The following is an 18,946-nucleotide window of genomic DNA, read 5'->3' on the forward strand; positions in this document are numbered from 1 at the left end:
CATGCCCGATCGTCGGCTTTTCTTTCTTGCCGGGGCGGCCCTCCTCTGCATCGTCGCCTTCATGACGATCGGGCTGCGCGGCAATATCGGCTTCGTGCTCGCCCTGCGCGCCATGAAGCTTGCCGCCCTTCTGCAGGTGAGCGTGGCGATCGCCGTCTCGACGGTGATCTTCCAGACAGTCACCAACAACCGTATCCTGACCCCATCGATCATGGGTCTCGACGCGCTTTACCTGTTCGGCCAGATGCTGCTCGTCTTCCTGCTCGGCGGCCTCGGTTATGCGGCGCTCGACGCGCAGCTCAAGTTCGGCGGCGAGATCGTTGTACTGATGGCACTGGCAACCGGCCTTCTCTTGCCGACGCTCCGCCGCCGCGCCGACATGGGTCTGATGCTGCTCGCCGGCATCATCTTCGGCATCCTGTTCCGCAGCCTGCATTCGCTGCTGGCACGCCTGGTCGATCCCAATGACTTCGCCGTCGTCCAGGGCGCGAGTTTCGCCAATTTCAACGACGTCCGCACCGACCTTCTCGCCTTTGCCTCCGTCCTGACAATCGCCGGCATCGTGATTGCCTGGAGGACGCGGCATGTGCTCGATGTCATTGCACTCGGCGCCGATACGGCGACCGGGCTTGGGATCAGCTGGTCGCGCACCGTCACCGGGCTGTTGCTGCTCGTCTCGGCGCTTGTCGCCGTTTCGACGGCGCTGGTGGGGCCTGTCGCATTTTTCGGCCTCCTGGTCGTGGCGCTCGCCGAACGCCTCGTCGATACGCGTCGTCACGCGGTTCTGCTGCCGGCCGCCATGTTGACGGCCGTCATCATACTCGTCGGCGGACAGGCGCTGTTTCAGCATGCGCTGGGCAGCAGTTCGACACTCGGCGTCGTCATCGAGTTCGTCGGAGGCCTCGCCTTTCTTGTTCTGCTCGTTTTCGGGAGCCGCAAATGATCCGGATAGAAAATGTCTCCCTGCGGCACGGCAAGACGCAGATCCTCCACGACATTTCCCTGACGATCGCGAAGGGCGGCATCACCGCTCTGGTCGGCCCGAACGGCGCAGGCAAATCCTCGCTCCTGTCGCTCATCGCCAGGCTGCAGCCGTTGCAGGCCGGAAGGATCAGCGTCGACGGTTTCCCTGTCGACACGACACCGAACCGCGATCTCGCCCGGATCCTCGCCATCCTGCGGCAGGATTCGATCGTCACCAGCCGGCTGCGCGTGCGCGAACTCGTGGGCTTCGGCCGCTTTCCGCATGGACGCGGACGCCTGACGCCCGCCGACTACGCGATCATCGACCAGTCGCTGCGGCAGTTCGACCTGACGGACCTCGCCGACCGCTTTCTCGAAACCCTTTCCGGCGGCCAGCGGCAGCGATCCCTGGTGGCGATGGCATTTGCCCAGGAGACCGACTACCTGCTGCTCGACGAACCGCTCAACAATCTCGACATGTATTTCGCGCGGGAACTGATGCGTTCGCTCCGCAGGATCGCCGACGAAAACGGAAAAACCATCGTCATCGTATTGCACGACATTAACCAGGCGGGTGCCCATGCCGACCGGATCGTGGCCATGAAGTCCGGCCGAATTGTCGCCGATGGCGCACCTTCCGACTTGCTGACGCCCAAAACCCTGCAAGCAATCTTCGGCTTCGAGATGCAGGTGGAAACGGTCGACGATATGCCGGTTGTCCTGCATTTCCGCTAGCCTGGGGTCCTCAACGGGGCCGAGACAAGTGAACTTCCCTGCGTCGAGACCATCTGAACCTTCTCCGTCCGACCGTCGGGAATATCAGCTCGTTGCGCCGTTGACAAATTGTCGACAAAGTGATGACATATTCTTATCAAGGCAGGGATGAGGCATTTGACGGAAAGACCGAAAGAAATTCGGAGCCGCCATAGACGGGAGAGCAACCGGATACCGATGGGGGTGGCTGCCAGCAGCCGCCACGCCAGACGTCGCGCGCATCTCGTGGATTCCGCTGCCGATGCCTTCAATCAGGCGGTCTGCGCCGCCGCCATCGGTAGGGAGTTTCCCGCGTGACGCCAACCGCCTCCACCCCTCTTCTGGCCGTGGACGACCTGTCGGTCGAGTTCGGCGCCTCGCGCGTCATCGAGAACCTGAGTTTCTCCGTCTCGGCCGGCCAGACGGTCGCAATCGTCGGCGAATCCGGTTCGGGCAAGTCGGTGACCTCGCTGTCGATCATGCGGCTTGCCGACATGCTCGGTGCCAGCTATCCGACCGGTCGCATCCTGTTCCAGACCGCAGGCGGCGAGATCGATCTCCTGAAACTCGACCAGAAGAGGATGCGCAGCATCCGCGGCAAGGAGATCTCGATGATCTTCCAGGAGCCGATGACCTCGCTCAACCCGGTCTTCACGATCGGCGACCAGGTGGCCGAAATTTTGAAGCTGCACGAGGGCAAGTCGAACAGCGCAGCACTCGCCGAGGCAAAGCGCCTGCTCGACATGGTCCGTCTGCCCGATGCCGCGGAACTGCTGACCCGTTATCCGCACCAGCTTTCCGGCGGCATGCGCCAGCGGGTGATGATCGCCATGGCGCTCGCCTGCCGGCCGCGGCTGTTGATCGCCGACGAGCCGACGACGGCGCTCGACGTCACCATCCAGGCGCAGATCCTCAATATCCTGCGCGACCTGCAGAAGGAACTCGGCGCCGCCGTCATCTTCATCACCCACGACATGGGCGTCGTCGCCGAGATGGCGGACGACGTCGTGGTCATGTGGAAGGGCAAGGCGGTGGAAAAGGGCAAGGCGCTCGATGTTTTCGAAAGGCCAACCAATGCCTATACGCGCACGCTCCTCGCAGCCGTGCCGAAGCTCGGCAGCATGACCGGCGAGGAGTTTCCCAAGCGCCTGCCGTTGACGGTGCTCGAAGACGGAGAACCGAAGCTCTCCGGCATCGAGCGCATCCAGGATACCGCCCGCTACGACGCCCCTCCGCTGCTCTCGGTGCGAGATCTCGTGGTGCGTTTCGACATCAAGAAGGGCCTGCTCGGCAAGGTCACCCACCGCGTCCACGCGGTGGAAAAGGTGTCTTTCGACATCCATCCGGGCGAGACGCTGGCGCTGGTCGGCGAATCCGGATCGGGCAAGTCGACGATCGGCCGCACCATCCAGCAGCTTCAGAAGGCGACGGCCGGCAATATCACATTCTCGGGCAAGCCCTTGTCGGCGATGAGCATGGCCGAGCGGCACAACCTGCGCCGGGACGTGCAGTATATCTTCCAGGATCCGTTCGCCTCGCTCGATCCGCGCAAGACGGTCGGTTTTTCGATCGCCGAGCCGATCCGCACCCACGGCCTTCTCGACAGTGAGAAGGAAATCGCAAAAACCGTCGATGCCCTGCTCGAACGGGTCGGCCTCACCTCCGCGCATGCCCGCCGATATCCGCACGAGTTTTCCGGCGGCCAGCGCCAGCGCGTCTGCATCGCCCGGGCGCTCGCCTCGAAGCCGAAGCTCATCATCGCCGACGAGGCGCTTTCGGCACTCGACGTCTCGATCCAGGCACAGATCATCAACCTTTTCATGGACCTGCAGGAAGAGCGCGGCCTCGCCTATCTCTTCATCAGCCATGACATGGCCGTGGTTGAGAAGATGAGCCACCGGGTGGCGGTCCTCTATCTCGGGCAGATCATGGAATTCGGCAATCGCCGCCAGATCTTCGAAACGCCGTCGCACGACTATACCCGCCGGCTTCTGTCGGCTGTGCCGGTCGCCGATCCGCGCCGGCGCAAGCCGCTGGCGATGATCGAGGGAGACATCCCAAGCCCGGTCCGGGCTGTCGGTAACGAACCGGCGCTTCTCGCCCGCGAGGAAATCGCGCCCGGACATTACGTGGCGCGCGGCGCGTGACGATTTGACATTCGGTTTTTCAACAGGAGCAAAAAAGATGATAAAAATGCAGAGGGGTTTGCGGACGGCATTCGTGGCGCTGGCGCTGGCAGGCGCGGCGTTCGCGCCGGTCTCGGCTCTCGCCGCCGGCAAGCTGACGGTGTCCTCGCCACAGGATCCGGGCAGCTGGGATCCGATCGACACTTTCCTGGTCAACTGGGCCTCGGTCTCGACCAACATCTTTGACGGCCTCACTTATCGCGGCCCCGACCTGAAGCTCGTCCCGGGTCTCGCGACTTCCTGGGAAGTGCTCGACAACGGCATGCGCATCCGCTTCAAGCTGCGTGAAGGCGTGAGATTCCACAACGGCGAGGCCTTCGACGCCGAAGCGGTGAAGTTCACCTTCGACCGCCTGCTCGGTCCGGAAGGAGCAAAGGGGCCGCAACAGTCCAACTACAATTCGATCGGCAGCGTCGAGATCATCGACGCCAACACGGTCGAATTCAAGATGAAGGTCGCCGATCCGGTCATCCTCACCAAGCTCGCCGGTTACGGCGGCATGATCGTTCCGCCGAAATACATCGCCGAAAAGGGCGACGCCTATTTCAACGCCCATCCGGTCGGCACCGGCGCCTTCAAGTTCGTCTCCTATGAGCCGAAGGTGAACATCGTTCTTTCCGCCAACCCGGATTACTTCGGCGGTGCTCCGAAGATTTCGGATCTTGAATACAAGTTCATCTCCGAGCCGGCGACCGCCGTTGCCGAACTGCAGGCAGGCCGCGTCGATCTCGTTATCCCGCCGACCATTCCGATCGGCATGATCCCGACCATCCAGGGCAATGCCAAGCTCGCCGTGGTCACTTCTCCCGGCCCGACGGTCTATGCATTGCGCTTCAACACCCGCGACGGCATCACCAAGGACCCGAAAGTCCGCCAGGCGCTGATCATGGGCGTCGACCGCGATGCGATCATCAAGTCGATCCTCGGCGGCCAGGCACAACCGATCGCCAGTTTCCAGGGGCCGCTGTCCTTCGGCTTCGACAAGGCCATGAAGCCGCTTCTCTACGATCCGGCCAAGGCCCAGGCTCTTCTGAAAGAAGCCGGCGTCGCTCCGGGCACGGCCCTGCAGATCGACCTTCGCGGCAATGAGGCGACCTTCATCGAAGTCGCCCAGGCGATCTCCGCCTACCTGCAGACGATCGGCATCACCGCGACGATCAAACCCTATGAGACCAACGTTCTGCTGAACGACATCATCCCGAATGGCAAGACGGGCGCGATGTTCCAGCAGTCCTGGGGCGGTTGGACACTCGACTACGACAACACTGCGGTCGCGATGTACAAGACCAAGGAAAAGTGGAACCCCTACGACAGCGACCCGAAAATGGACGAACTGCTCGCCAAGCAGCGCACCATCACCAATGTCGCCGAGCGCGAAAAGGTGCTGCAGGAAATCGCCCGTTACGCAGCCGACCGGGCGCTGGAAATGCCGCTCTACAACTTGAACGCCATCTTCGGCATCAACAAGCGCGTGAAGAATTTTACGCCCGTGCCGGACAGCCGTCTGAAGTTCACCGACGTCACCGTCGACTAAAATTTCGCGGCCGCCGCCTTCGTCTGAAGGCGGCGGCTCGAACAAGAACAAGGGAACGAGAGATTTGGCCGCATTCCTGATTAAACGCCTGGCTCAGGCGGTTTTCGTCGTGATCGCCGTGACGCTGACGGTTGCCTTCGCGATCCGCCTTACCGGCGATCCGGCGCTGATGCTGACGCAGGGTGCCGGCAGCGTCACCGAGGCTGATCTCGTGAAAATCCGCGAGGGATTGGGGCTCAACGAACCGTTCCTCGTCCAGTATTTCAATTTCCTGAAGGGCATCTTCACGCTCGATTTCGGCAACAGCTTCCTCGGCGGCACGCCGGTGTCGCTGCTGATCGGCAAGGCGCTGCCCGCGACGCTTGCGCTCGCCTTCACCTCACTGATCGTCTCGATCGTGATTTCCATTCCGCTCGGCATCAAGGCCGCCACCGCGCGCGGCAAGTGGGCCGACCAGATGATCCGCATCCTGTCACTCGTCGGCCTGTCATTCCCGAATTTCTGGCTGGCGACCATGCTGGTGCTGCTGTTCGCGATTGCCGTGCCCCTGCTGCCGCCAAGCGGCATGGACGGATTTGAAAGCTTCATCCTGCCGGCAGTCACCATGGGCATCATCCTGACGGCGACCAATGTCCGCCTGGTGCGCACCACCATGCTGGAGACGCTGCGCTCGCAATATATCATGGTCGCCCGCGCCAAGGGCCTCAGCGAAAACGCAGTGCTCTACAAACACGCGCTGCGAAACTGCGCCATCCCGCTGATCACCTATTTCGGCTTGCAGTTCGGTGGCCTGCTGGGTGGTATCGTCGTCGTCGAGCGCGTCTTCAACTGGCCGGGCCTCGGCACGCTCGCCTTCGACGCCGTCGGCGCCCGGGACTATCCGGTGCTGCAGGCGGTCATCACCGTCCTGTCGCTGATGATCATCGGCATCAACCTTCTGGTCGACATCGCCTACGGCCTCGTCGATCCCCGCATCCGGACGGAGTGAGAGCCATGGCTTCGCGTGCTGCTTCCTCGAATTTCCTGAAGCTCGAATTCGTCCTCGGCGCATTGCTCGTCGGCGTCATCGCGCTGGCGGTCATCTTCTCCGGCGTGATCTTTCCCGGCGGCGCGGAAAAGATCGACCTGATGTCGCGGCTGGTGCCGCCATTCACGAAGCCGGCACATGTCCTCGGCACCGACCCGCTCGGCCGCGACGTGCTGGCGCGTGTCATGGCCGGCGGCAAGATCTCGCTGCTGGTCGGCTTCGTGTCGGTGGCAGGCGGCGTTGTCTTCGGAACCGTCATGGGCCTGGTCGCCGGTTACTACCGCGGCATCTGGGACATGCTGGTGATGCGCTTTGCCGATATCCAGCTGGCAATGCCCTTCATCCTGCTCGCCATCACCTTCATCGCCATCGTCGGCGGCGGGCTGGCGAACACCATCATCCTGCTGATCGTCTCGCAATGGGTGCAATATGCCCGCCTGGTGCGCGGGTCGGTGCTGACGCTACGCGAGCGCGAATTCATCCTTTCGGCGCGCGCCATCGGGGTCAAGGACTGGCGCATCATCGTCCAGCACCTGCTGCCCAACCTGATCGGCCCGGTCATCGTGCTGATGACGCTCAATGTCGCCACCAATATCCTGCTCGAATCGAGCCTCACCTTCCTTGGTCTCGGCATCGACCCAACCATTCCGAGCTGGGGCGGCATGCTGGCCGAAGGCCGCACCTATCTGCAGACCGCCTGGTGGGTCAGCGTCTTCCCGGGCCTTGCCATCCTCCTCACCGTCCTTGGCCTTAACCTCCTCGGCGACTGGCTGCGCGACAGTCTCGATCCCACAGGCAGAACCTCCGCATGACACTGATCCACGAACGGCAGGTCGAGCGCACGCTCGACACCCTCATCGCACGTTTTTCCGGCGCCAAGGGTACCAAGCTCGAAGCCTGGGTCTTCGACGACGAGAAGAGCCGCAGGCAAGCCGAGGCGATACTCGCCGCCACAGGCGTCGATGCGAAGTTCCGGAGCGCCTACAAGCCGTTGCTGCATTTCCTTCTCGAAGAGGTCGATTTCGAGGACCTTTCGACTCTGCATATCGTCTACCCCGTTCATCAGGCTTGCCCGAAAAACCGTTTCCTGCTGGAAGCCTATCCTCTGGCCGGCCTCGCCGGCGAAGCACAGCTGACCTTCGAAGCGGGGAACGAGGATGCCTTCTACACGGTGACGCTGACCGCCAAGGGCGGGGGCACCGAAACGCACAAGGTCTTCGCGCCGAACCGGCTCCATACGGATTTCATCGGCGAAACCCTGCTCTCGCCGACCGGCTGGCTGAACCTCGACGGCGGCACCGGCGAACGGCTGGAGACCGACTACGAACTCATGTTCTCTTCGGCCGTCGAAGCCGTCGCGGCCCATGACTGGGGGGCGAAGGAGCCTTATTTCGACGAGATCAACATCGCTGTCACCCTGCCGGCCGAAGATCGGCGCCTGGCCGTGGGCGAGGAGGTCGTCAGCCTGCGCGAGGCGCTGCACGAGGATTTCTATTTCACGCTTCTGGAAATCTTCCAGAAAAAGTCCGGCCGGCCGATCGGCGACCGCGGCCTGCAACCCGGCCAGATCATCCCGGAAATCCGCCAAGGGGAGACCATCTCTGTCCGCATCGAAACGCGGCCGTTCTGGACCTCTGAGGCGGTGGCCGAACGGCAGCGCCTCGCCTCAGCGGTGTCGCCGGTCTCGACGGCGCAGATCCGCCGGGAACTTGCAGCCATAAAAGGCGTCGCATTCGAAGCCCGCTCCCGGAGCGGTCGAGCCATCGAAGCCCGTTATCACGCCGGCGCCGACAGGCCCGTCATCATCAGCGGCGGCCAGCATGCCAACGAGACCACCGGCATCGTCGGCGCATTGCGCGCCGCACAGACGCTCGCCGCCAGATCGGGCGCGCATTTCGTCATATCTCCGCTCGAAAACCCGGACGGTTACCAGGTGCATTGGCGCCTTCGCGCCGACAACCCGCTGCACATGCACCATGCGGCGCGCTACACCGCGCTCGGCGACGATCTTGAATATCGCTCCGGCAAGGACCTCTTCGAAAAAGCGATCCGCATCGAGGCCGAGAGGCTGAGCGGCGCCAAGCTGCACGTCAACCTGCACGGCTACCCTTCGCATGAATGGACGCGGCCGCTCTCCGGCTACGTGCCGCGCACGTTTGCGATGTGGACGGTGCCGAAGGGCTTTTTCCTCATCATGCGCCATCACGCCGAGTGGACCGCGCAGGCCGAAATCCTGATCGACCGCGTCAGCCGCCACCTCGCCGCCATTCCGGGCCTCGTCGCCTACAATGCTGCGCAGATCAGGCTGTTCGAAACCCATGCCGGCGAAACCGGTTTCCGCATCATCAACGGCTTCCCCTGCCTGATCTCGATCGACGACCGCCATACGGTTCCGCTGACGCTGATTACCGAATATCCGGACGAAACCATCTACGGCCCGGCCTTCATCCAGGGCCACACGGCCCAGATGGAAACAGTGCTTGCCGCCTATGAGGCGATGCAGACGATCGAGGAGCCGGCTCCGATCTCGAAACTCGGGGTATAGGCGCCCAGGGTCTGCACCCCTAGCCATCCAGCGCCCTAACTCTGTCCCCCAGGCGTGAAGCGGGCGACCAGCGCATGCCGGTCGCCCGGATAGGTGAAGCGCACGAATGTCACCGGGCCGCCGCTGCCCCAGGTCCGCCGTTCGATGACGAGGCAAGCCGCGTTCCTGGAAATGTCGAGCATCTTTGCAACCTCCGCACTGGCTGACAGCGCATAGATCCGATGTTCCGCGGTGCTCCACGGGATCTGGCTGATAAGCCAGGTCCCCGGAGCCGATTTCGAAAAATCCTCGCCTGTCGCTTCGGGCACGGTCGCAAGGTTGATCAATCGCTCTTCAAGGCAGAATGGCCGCTCACCGGCATGGTGAAGGCAGACGAGATCGAGGATCGGAGCCGTTTCCGAAAGCTCCAGATGCCGCCGGTCGATGGGGCTTGCCTCGCGTAGAAACCGCTTTTCCAGCCGGTAGGAATAGGGAAGTTTGAGGGAACGGACTTCCGCCTCGATACTATGGATTTCGAGCACGGCGGCCTGCGTCGCCGGTTGCGCCACGAAACTGCCGGACTTCTTGCGCCGTTCGATCAGCCCGGCCCTTGCCAGATGCGTCAGCACCTTGTTGGCGGTCATCCGGGAGCAGCCATATTGTACGGCAAGATCGACCTCGAAAGGCAGGCGATACCCGGGAGGCCATTCGCCGGAGACGATCCGCCCCTCTATGTCGCTCAAAATGCGATGGTGGAGGGTGGCTTCCTTGCCGCCATTGGTCATAGTGTCAGCAATTCCTGCATTACCGTCCTGAACCGCCGGCCGATCAGATCCCGCCGGATATGCCGTCCGCCTTCGACCTGTTTGCGGCCAAGCGCCCAGACACAATCCACCGCAATGCCTCCCGAAAATATCCAATGATCGAGAATCTGATCGGCCGCAAGGTAGGGAACCTGCTCGACATCGAGCGAAACGATGTCGGCGTAATTGCCCTGAGCCAAGCCGGGGGCCGCCTTGAGCGCCATTCCGCCGCCCGAAAGCGTCGCTTCGAACAGCCGCCGCCCTGTCGAACCCTCCGGCTTTGCCAGGACGTTGCGCCTCTTCAGGCCGAGGCGCTGGGAGTATTCAAGCTGACGCAGCTCCTGCGCCACGGAAATCAGTATGTTCGAATCCGAGCCGATGCCGACGCTGCCGTTCTGGCCGAGGAAAAGATCACCGGGGAATATCCCATCGCCAAGATTGGACTCGGTGATGGGGCAAAGCCCGGCGACGGCACCGCTGTCGGCCATGCGGCGCGTTTCATCCTCCGTCATGTGCGTTGCATGGATGAGACACCAGCGTTCGGTGACCGGCATGTTCGCCAGCAGCCATTCGACAGGGCGGGCACCGGACCAGGCAAGGCAGTCCTCGACCTCTTTCACCTGCTCGGCGACATGGATATGCACAGGCCCGTCACCTGCCATCGGCACGACCTGCTTGAGCTCCTGCGGGGTTACGGCTCGGAGGCTGTGGGGAGCAACGCCAAGTTCCGCACCGGGCATGGAGTCGGTCAAGCGACGGCAGCCTTCCATCGTCTTTGCGAAATCGTCCACCGAATGAATGAACCGGCGCTGGCCTTGGATCGGCGCAGCACCGCCGAAGCCCGAATGGGCATAGAAGACCGGCAGCAGGGTCAGGCCAATTCCCGCCTCCGCGCTTGCAGCCGCGATGTGTTCGGCCATCTCGGCGATATTGGCGTAATGCCCGCCATCCCTGTCGTGGTGGAGGTAGTGAAATTCGCCGACCCGCGAAAAGCCGGCTTCCAGCATTTCCGTGTAGAGCTGTAAAGCGACCGCCTCCACCTGCTCCGGCGTGATCGAGAGCGCGAATTTGTACATCAGCGTCCGCCAGCTCCAGAAGCTGTCGTCGCCGGGACCACGAACTTCCGTAAGGCCCGCCATGGCGCGCTGGAAGGCATGGCTGTGCAGGTTCGGCATCGCCGGCACCAGCACCTTGTGACGCTCATCTTCTGCCGCGGCCTCGACACCAATCTCCACCCGGGCGAGCCGGTCGGCCTCGATCGTCAGCCTTACATTCTGCCTCCAGCCTTCCGGCAACAGAGCCAATTGCGCATGAAGCGTGGCCATGGGCGCCTTCCCTTTTCCTCGCGGAGACCAAAATTCTTCTTGTCACTCGAATTATTATGTATATACATGTTCCTCCATAAGGAAAGGCAAAAAGCTTATGGATGGGGAAGAATCTTCAAAAGCTGCAGCGGGTTCCGCATCGCTTTGGCGCAATGCGCGGATCGCTACTTTCGCTCCCACGGCATCCGGCCTCGGCGTAATCGAAACCGGCGCGCTCGCCGTGCGCAACGGGCGGATAGCCTTCGTCGGCACACTGGCCGACCTGCCTGCCGAATTCAAAGATTCCAAAAACCAAACCGATTGCGAAGGGCGGTGGATTACCCCGGCTTTGATCGACTGCCACACCCATCTGGTATTTGGCGGCGACCGTGCGATGGAATTCGAAATGCGCCTTGCGGGATCGACCTACGAGGAGATCGCACGGGCGGGCGGCGGCATCATCTCGTCCGTGAAAGCAACCAATGCGCTTTCGGAAGACGAGCTTCTGGAGCAGGCACTTCGCAGGCTGGACGCACTGCTGGCCGAAGGTATCTGCACGGTCGAAATCAAGTCCGGCTATGCGCTGAATATCGAGGGCGAGCTGAAGATGCTGCGGGTTGCCCGCAGGCTCGGCGACGTCAGGCCGGTGCGGATCGTCACAAGCTGGCTTGCCGCACATGCGACACCGCCCGAATACAAGGGCCGTAACGGCGACTACATTACCGACGTGGTCCTGCCGGGTCTTGAGGCTGCCCATTCGCACGGGTTGGTCGACGCGGTCGACGGTTTCTGCGAAGGCATCGCCTTCTCGCCCGCCGAAATCGGCCGGGTTTTCGACAAGGCGAAGGTGCTTGGCCTTCCCGTCAAACTTCACGCGGAACAGCTCTCCGATCTTGGTGGCGCGCGCCTTGCCTCCTCCTATGGCGCATTGTCGGCCGACCACCTCGAATATCTTTCCGCACAAGACGCCAAGAGCATGGCTGAAGCCGGCACGGTCGCCGTGCTGCTGCCGGGTGCCTTCTATACGCTTCGGGAAAAGCAGGCGCCGCCTATCCAGGCGTTGCGCAACGCCGGCACCCGTATTGCGCTGGCGACCGACAGCAATCCCGGCACATCACCACTGACCTCACTGCTCATGACCATGAACATGGGCGCGACCCTGTTCGGCCTGACGGTCGAGGAATGCCTTGCCGGCGTTACGCGGGAGGCCGCGTACGCCCTCGGTCTTCAGGCCGAAACCGGCACGCTTGAGGTCGGCAAATCCGCCGACTTTGCGATCTGGGATATCGAGCGGCCGGCTGAGCTTGTCTATCGCATCGGCTTCAACCCGCTGATGGCACGAATCTTCAAGGGCGAGAGGGTTTTCGCATGAGCATCGTTCTGACACCTGGCTCGGTGAGCCTTCGCGAGCTCCAGGACATCTACTGGAACGGCACGCCGGTACGGATCGATCCTTCGTTCGACGCCAGGATCGAGAAGGCAGCGGCCCGGATCGCCCAGATTGCCGCAGGCAACGAGCCGGTCTACGGCATCAATACCGGCTTCGGAAAACTGGCCTCGATCAAGATCGACAGTGCCGACGTCGCCACACTCCAGCGCAACCTGATCCTGTCGCATTGCTGCGGCGTCGGCGCACCGCTTGCCGAGAATATCGTTCGCCTGGTCATGGCGCTGAAGCTCATCTCGCTCGGGCGCGGCGCATCCGGCGTCCGTCTCGAACTGGTGCGCCTGATCGAGGCGATGCTGGAGAAAGGGGTGATCCCGCTTATTCCGGAAAAGGGTTCAGTCGGTGCCTCGGGCGATCTCGCGCCGCTCGCTCATATGGCGGCCGTGATGATGGGCGAAGGCGAGGTCTTTTATCAAGGCAATCTGCTACCGGCTGCCGAGGCTCTTGCGAAGGCCGAATTGAAACCGGTCGTGCTTGCCGCCAAGGAAGGCCTTGCGCTGATCAACGGCACCCAGACCTCCACGGCATTGGCATTGGCCGGCCTGTTCCGTGCTCATCGGGCCGCCCAGGCCGCGCTGGTGACCGGTGCGATGTCGACGGATGCCGCCATGGGCTCGTCCGCGCCTTTCCATCCGGATATCCACACACTTCGCGGCCACAAGGGCCAAATCGATGCGGCCGCGGCTCTGCGCGCCCTGCTGTCGGGTTCGGTCATCCGCGAAAGCCATCTGCAAGGCGACGAACGGGTGCAGGATCCCTATTGCATCCGCTGCCAGCCCCAGGTGGACGGCGCGTGCCTTGACCTCCTGCGCTCGGTCGCCCGCACGCTCGAGATCGAAGCCAATGCGGTGACCGACAATCCGCTGGTGCTTTCGGACGAAACCGTCGTTTCGGGCGGCAATTTCCACGCCGAGCCGGTGGCCTTTGCCGCCGACCAGATCGCGCTCGCCATTTGCGAAATCGGCGCGATCTCCCAGCGCCGCATCGCGCTGCTCGTGGACCCGACCCTCTCCTATGGGTTGCCGGCCTTTCTCGCCAAGAAGCCGGGGCTGAATTCCGGGCTGATGATCGCGGAAGTCACCTCCGCGGCCCTGATGTCGGAAAACAAGCAGATGTCGCATCCGGCCTCGGTCGATTCCACGCCCACCTCCGCCAATCAGGAAGACCACGTTTCTATGGCCTGCCATGGCGCGCGCCGGCTTCTCCAGATGACCGACAACCTTGCGACCATCATCGGCATCGAAGCGCTGACGGCAGCTCAAGGCGTGGAACTGCGCAAGCCGCTGACGACCAGCCCGGAACTTCAGAAGGTGATCGCTACCATCCGCGCCGCCGTTCCGACCTTGGAAGAGGACCGCTACATGGCAAACGACCTCAAGGCCGCCACCGATCTCGTCGCCACGGGCGCGCTCGCCGCCTCCGTTTCACCCGATATCCTGCCGGCTCTGGAGGCTTGAATGGCTGTGTTCGAAGTCAGACAGGGCACCTCCCCTGTCATTCTCGGCTTTCCGCATACGGGAACCGACATGCCCTCGGCGATCTGGGACCGGCTGAACGACAACGGGCGCCTGCTCGCCGATACGGACTGGCACATCCATGAACTCTATGACGGACTTCTGGCGGATGCGACGACGGTGCGCGCCACCTTCCACCGCTACGTGATCGACGCCAACCGCGATCCGCAGGGTACGAGCCTCTATCCCGGCCAGAACACTACCGGCCTGATCCCGGAGACGGATTTCGACGGCAGAAGCATCTGGAAGTCTGGCGCCGCGCCAACCGAGGCCGACACCGCCGACCGGCTGCGCGATTTCCATGTGCCCTATCACGCGATGCTTGCAGCCGAAATCGGACGGGTAAAATCCATTCATGGCATTGCCGTGCTCTACGATTGCCACTCGATCCGTTCGTATATCCCGTTCCTCTTCGAAAGCACCCTGCCCGATTTCAATATCGGCACGGACATGGGCCGAACCTGCGCTCCGACGATCGAACAGGCGGTGCTCGATGTCGCGGCCGCGGCGTCGGACTACACCAGCATCCTCAACGGCCGCTTCAAGGGCGGCTGGACGACGCGGCATTACGGCAAGCCGGAAACCGGCGTCCACGCCATCCAAATGGAACTTGCACAGGCCACCCATCTCGCCACGGAGACCCTGCCCTTTGCCTACGACGCGGCCAAGGCAGAGCGACTGCGCGTCCATCTGAAAGATATCCTGACGCGGATCGAGCGCATCGCCCTCGACCTCGCTTCAGAGAACAACAACAACCGATAAAGGGAACGTTCCGATGACCAATCCCCGCCACAATATCCGCGAAATTCGCGTCCCCCGCGGCAACCAGCTCAACGCCAAAAGCTGGATGACGGAAGCGCCGTTGCGCATGCTGATGAACAATCTCGACCCGGACGTGGCGGAAAATCCCAACGAACTGGTCGTTTATGGCGGCATCGGGCGCGCTGCCCGCACCTGGGACGATTTCGACCGGATCGTTGCGACGCTGAAGACGCTCACAGAGGAGGAAACGCTGCTGGTGCAGTCGGGCAAGCCGGTCGGCGTCTTCCGGACCCATAAGGATGCGCCGCGCGTTCTCATCGCCAACTCCAACCTCGTGCCGCACTGGGCGACCTGGGACCATTTCAACGAACTCGACAAAAAGGGCCTTGCCATGTACGGCCAGATGACCGCCGGTTCGTGGATCTATATCGGCACGCAGGGCATCGTGCAGGGCACCTATGAGACGTTCGTCGAGGCCGGACGCCAGCATTACGGCGGCAATCTCAAGGGCAAATGGATCCTGACCGGTGGTCTTGGCGGCATGGGCGGCGCCCAGCCGCTTGCCGCCGTCATGGCCGGCGCCTGCTGCCTGGCGGTCGAATGCAATCCGGACAGTATCGATTTTCGGCTGCGCACCCGCTATGTCGACGCGAAGGCGGAAACGCTCGACGAAGCCATGGAGATGATCACGCGCTGGACGGAAGCGGGCGAGGCAAAGTCTGTCGGCCTGCTCGGCAATGCCGCGGAAATCCTCCCCGAAATGGTCCGTCGCGGCATCCGTCCGGACATGGTCACCGACCAGACGTCGGCCCACGATCCGATCAACGGCTATCTGCCGAAGGGCTGGACGATCGCCGAATGGAAGGCGAAACGCGAAAGCGATCCAAAGGCGGTGGAAAAAGCCGCCCGCGCCTCGATGCGCGAACATGTGGAGGCAATGATCGCCTTCTGGAACGCCGGCATCCCGACACTCGACTACGGCAACAATATCCGCCAGGTCGCCAAGGACGAAGGGCTGGAAAACGCCTTCGCCTTCCCGGGCTTCGTACCGGCCTATATCCGCCCGCTGTTCTGCCGCGGCATCGGCCCATTCCGCTGGGCAGCCCTTTCCGGCGATCCGGAAGACATCTACCGTACCGACGCCAAGGTGAAGGAGCTGCTGCTGGACAACACGCATCTCCACAACTGGCTCGACATGGCGCGCGAGCGGATTTCCTTCCAGGGCCTGCCGGCGCGCATCTGCTGGGTGGGCCTCGGCGTCCGCCACAAGCTCGGCCTCGCCTTCAACGAGATGGTTCGCAATGGCGAGCTGAAAGCGCCGATCGTGATCGGCCGCGACCACCTGGACTCCGGATCGGTCGCCTCTCCCAACCGGGAGACGGAAGCGATGAGGGACGGTTCGGATGCGGTGTCCGACTGGCCGCTGCTGAATGCGCTCCTCAACACTGCGTCCGGTGCGACCTGGGTATCGCTTCATCACGGCGGCGGCGTCGGCATGGGTTATTCGCAGCATTCCGGCATGGTCATCTGCTGCGACGGCAGCGAGGACGCCGACCGCCGGATCGAACGCGTGCTCTGGAACGACCCTGCCACGGGCGTCATGCGCCACGCGGATGCCGGTTACGAAATCGCCGTGGATTGCGCCAAGGAAAACGGACTTCGCCTGCCCGGCATTCTCGGAAACTGATCCCCATGAAAATTCTGCGCGCGTCCGACTACAGGCGAATGCCGTGGAAAAACGGCGGCGGCGAGACGGTGGAAATCGCCGTCTTTCCCGTCGGCGCGTCGATAGAGGACTTCGACTGGCGCGTCAGCATGGCGACCATCGCTTCAGACGGGGCTTTCTCGACTTTTCCGGATGTGGATCGCACCCTGTCGATCCTTTCGGGCGGCGGGATAGAGCTGACGATCGAGGGCCGCAGGCCCGTTTCTCTCGATCTTCGTTGCGAGCCCTATCCGTTTCCTGCCGACACGGTGGCTGCGGCCAAGCTGCTCAATGGCGAGACAACGGACCTCAACGTGATGACGCGGCGCGGCCGGTTTTCCCACCGCGTCATCAAGCATCCGACGCCCGTGTCGCTGCCGGCATCCTCGGATCTGAGATTGGTTCTTGCCACCGCGGGACACACGATCGCGTTCGGTTCGGAGAAAGCAGATCTCGGACCGCTTGATTGCCTGGTCTGCGGTGCCGAGGTGACGAGCGACCTCGTTATCTCCGGTGGTTCAGCGGTTCTCGTGATTGAGCTCAATCCGGAAAGTGGGATATCCCCCTCTGCCTGAACTCACTTGCCGCCGTCCACGCTGATGACCTGCCCGGAAATCCAGCCGGCGAAGTCGGATGCGAAGAACATCACCATCGCCGCAATGTCGTCAGGTGTACCAAGGCGTTTCAGGGCAATATTCTGCAGGAGCCGCGCCTGCCCCTCCTCGCCCATCGCCTCCCATTGTCGTTCGGTCGCCGGGTTCGAGCGCACGAAGCCGGGCGCGACATTGTTGACGGTGATGCCCCACGGTCCCAGTTCATGGGCGAGCTGACGCGTCAGCCCGATCTGGCCGGCCTTGGCGCTGGCATAGGCCTGGATGCCGGTCAGCGAAATCCCGAGACCGGCACCGCTGGAAATATTGATGATGCGCCCGGCATTTTTCCTCTTCATGCCCGGCGCGACCGCCTGGGCCATGAAGAATGCGCCGGACAGGTTGACGTCGAAGATCGTCTGCCAGTCGCTTTCGGATATCTCCTCGATCGGCCGGCCCACCTGCCCACGCACGCCGCCGGCATTGTTGATCAGGACGTCCGGCGCGCCGGAGGCTGCCTCGATCGCCCGGACGGTCTCCTGTACGGCACTGCGATTGCCGACATCCAGTACATGCGCTTCGGCCCTGGGCCCGCAGAGCCCGACGGTTTCATCGAGCCCCGCCGCATCGACGTCGCAGAGATGGACCGCCGCGCCGCGGCTCGCGAACCCTTTCGCGATCGCCCGTCCGAAGCCGTGGGCGGCACCCGTGACAATCACCACTTTGCCGTCAAACGAAATGTTCATGCCGTCACCGTCGCCAGTTCTTCGAGATTGGCCATGGCGAGCGGCCGTTTGCCATCCTCGATCTCGTGGATCATGGCGATCAGGCGGGCGGCAAGCGGCGTCGGAACACGCGATTCCATGCCGATCTCGACGACCGGCATCACCTGCGCGTCCACCTCGGTCTTGCGCTTGCGCACGGCAAGATCGCGCCAGATGCCTGAATGCGATTTTGCCGACCTGCGGTTATGCGCCACCATGTCGTCGAACGACTTGTCAGTCTGTTCCGGTGAGGCCAGCGGCCCGAAGGCGGCTGGATCGAACCCGTCGAAGGCTTCCGGCTGGATGTTGTTGATAGCCGCCACCGTCGCCACTTCCAGCGCAAGCCGGCGCAGAACCGGGCGGGCGATTGGACTTTCGAGCACATCGGCGATGCTGTCATTGGTGAGAGCCGTGCCGAACAGCAGCGCGCCATAGATGAGCTTGCCCCACAAGAAGCCCCAGATATTGCTGGTGATCAAAGCCTTCGGCTCGACCTGCCGCATCAGCTGATAGATATCCTCGGCCCGATCGGTGAAAAGCCCGTCGAGCTCGCCGATCACTACGGCGCCATGGCCACTATACTGCACGACGCCCGGCTCCAGATAATCCGCCCCGAAATTGACGAAGCAGCCGATGACGCGATGTTCTCCGACGATGCGGGCAATCACCCGTTCGTTGAGCCCGTTCTGGGCGGAAACCACATATCCGTCGGCGGGGAGATGCTGGACGAGAGACCTTGCCGCGGCCTCCGTATGATGGGCTTTGACGCAGAGAAAAGTCCGCCGATATTCGCCTTCCAGCTCTTCCGGCAGATACGCTCTGGCTTTGACGACGTCCTCGAAGATCGGACCGACGATCTTCAGTCCCCTCTCGTTGATCGCATCGACATGTTCCTTGACGTTATCGACGAAGATCACATTCTCGCCCGCACGTATGAAAGCCGCACCCAGCGTGCCGCCGATCGCGCCGGCGCCCCAGATCAGAATTGGCTGGCTCATGCCCAAGATCCCTCCAAAAACGCCCGCATCCCTGCGAGCGCAACATGCCACATTGCCTAACGTGCGCTCGTT

At 62.7% G+C, this 18,946-nt stretch carries 16 protein-coding genes; 12 read left to right on the top strand and 4 right to left on the bottom strand.

The annotated features are described in order from the left end of the window. Position 1: 1 nt before the first annotated feature. From ABCW43_RS20620 to ABCW43_RS20650, 7 genes are all read left to right on the top strand, one after another. Positions 2-943, top strand: coding sequence for an iron chelate uptake ABC transporter family permease subunit (locus ABCW43_RS20620; protein ID WP_345928189.1), 942 nt, complete (start codon positions 2-4; stop codon positions 941-943). Then, entirely contained in the window at positions 940-1,698 is a 759-nt protein-coding gene (locus ABCW43_RS20625; protein WP_345927880.1) for an iron ABC transporter ATP-binding protein, read from the top strand. The genes ABCW43_RS20620 and ABCW43_RS20625 overlap by 4 nt, the downstream gene beginning before the upstream one ends. A gap of 332 nt (positions 1,699-2,030) precedes the next feature. Further along, positions 2,031-3,863 carry an ABC transporter ATP-binding protein gene (locus ABCW43_RS20630; RefSeq protein WP_345927882.1) on the top strand — a complete coding sequence of 611 codons (1,833 nt, stop codon included), beginning with the start codon at positions 2,031-2,033 and terminating at the stop codon, positions 3,861-3,863. Positions 3,864-3,900: 37 nt separating this feature from the next. Then, positions 3,901-5,436, top strand: coding sequence for an ABC transporter substrate-binding protein (locus tag ABCW43_RS20635; protein WP_345927884.1), 1,536 nt, complete (start codon positions 3,901-3,903; stop codon positions 5,434-5,436). 64 nt (positions 5,437-5,500) lie between these two features. Further along, a complete protein-coding gene (locus ABCW43_RS20640; protein WP_345927886.1) occupies positions 5,501-6,424 on the top strand; it encodes an ABC transporter permease in 924 nt (307 codons plus the stop codon). 5 nt (positions 6,425-6,429) lie between these two features. Next, positions 6,430-7,275 (top strand): ABC transporter permease, encoded by an 846-nt coding sequence (locus ABCW43_RS20645; protein ID WP_345927888.1) that lies wholly within the window; start codon positions 6,430-6,432, stop codon positions 7,273-7,275. Continuing rightward, complete coding sequence (locus ABCW43_RS20650; RefSeq protein ID WP_345927890.1) at positions 7,272-9,008, top strand: M14 family metallopeptidase; 1,737 nt, start codon at positions 7,272-7,274, stop codon at positions 9,006-9,008. The genes ABCW43_RS20645 and ABCW43_RS20650 overlap by 4 nt, the downstream gene beginning before the upstream one ends. A 35-nt stretch (positions 9,009-9,043) precedes the next feature. Here ABCW43_RS20650 and hutC read toward each other — a convergent pair whose 3' ends face one another. Together hutC and ABCW43_RS20660 are read right to left on the bottom strand one after the other, a co-directional pair. Continuing rightward, positions 9,044-9,772 (bottom strand): histidine utilization transcriptional repressor HutC, encoded by a 729-nt coding sequence (gene hutC / locus ABCW43_RS20655; RefSeq protein WP_345927892.1) that lies wholly within the window; start codon positions 9,770-9,772, stop codon positions 9,044-9,046. Further along, positions 9,769-11,115, bottom strand: coding sequence for a formimidoylglutamate deiminase (locus ABCW43_RS20660; RefSeq protein ID WP_345927894.1), 1,347 nt, complete (start codon positions 11,113-11,115; stop codon positions 9,769-9,771). Before ABCW43_RS20660 ends, hutC begins: the two co-directional genes overlap by 4 nt. Before the next feature lie 97 nt (positions 11,116-11,212). Between ABCW43_RS20660 and hutI the strand changes: the two genes are divergently transcribed. The 5 genes from hutI to ABCW43_RS20685 are packed head-to-tail and all read left to right on the top strand — an operon-like array spanning position 11,213 to position 17,097. Continuing rightward, the gene (hutI, locus tag ABCW43_RS20665) at positions 11,213-12,466 is read left to right on the top strand and encodes an imidazolonepropionase (RefSeq protein WP_345927896.1); all 1,254 of its coding nucleotides are present in this window, start codon (positions 11,213-11,215) and stop codon (positions 12,464-12,466) included. Beyond that, complete coding sequence (hutH, locus tag ABCW43_RS20670; protein WP_345927897.1) at positions 12,463-13,998, top strand: histidine ammonia-lyase; 1,536 nt, start codon at positions 12,463-12,465, stop codon at positions 13,996-13,998. The genes hutI and hutH overlap by 4 nt, the downstream gene beginning before the upstream one ends. Then, the gene (hutG, locus tag ABCW43_RS20675) at positions 13,999-14,817 is read left to right on the top strand and encodes an N-formylglutamate deformylase (protein WP_345927898.1); all 819 of its coding nucleotides are present in this window, start codon (positions 13,999-14,001) and stop codon (positions 14,815-14,817) included. 13 nt (positions 14,818-14,830) lie between these two features. Beyond that, positions 14,831-16,504 carry a urocanate hydratase gene (hutU, locus tag ABCW43_RS20680; RefSeq protein ID WP_345927899.1) on the top strand — a complete coding sequence of 558 codons (1,674 nt, stop codon included), beginning with the start codon at positions 14,831-14,833 and terminating at the stop codon, positions 16,502-16,504. Between the two features lie 5 nt (positions 16,505-16,509). Beyond that, complete coding sequence (locus ABCW43_RS20685) at positions 16,510-17,097, top strand: HutD/Ves family protein (RefSeq protein ID WP_345927900.1); 588 nt, start codon at positions 16,510-16,512, stop codon at positions 17,095-17,097. A 2-nt stretch (positions 17,098-17,099) separates the two neighbouring features. Here ABCW43_RS20685 and ABCW43_RS20690 read toward each other — a convergent pair whose 3' ends face one another. After that, entirely contained in the window at positions 17,100-17,858 is a 759-nt protein-coding gene (locus ABCW43_RS20690) for an SDR family NAD(P)-dependent oxidoreductase (RefSeq protein ID WP_345927902.1), read from the bottom strand. After that, the gene (locus ABCW43_RS20695; RefSeq protein ID WP_345927904.1) at positions 17,855-18,874 is read right to left on the bottom strand and encodes a ketopantoate reductase family protein; all 1,020 of its coding nucleotides are present in this window, start codon (positions 18,872-18,874) and stop codon (positions 17,855-17,857) included. Before ABCW43_RS20695 ends, ABCW43_RS20690 begins: the two co-directional genes overlap by 4 nt. Positions 18,875-18,946 lie beyond the last annotated feature (72 nt).

It is taken from the genome of Neorhizobium tunisiense, from assembly GCF_039631515.1.
GTDB lineage: Bacteria > Pseudomonadota > Alphaproteobacteria > Rhizobiales > Rhizobiaceae > Neorhizobium.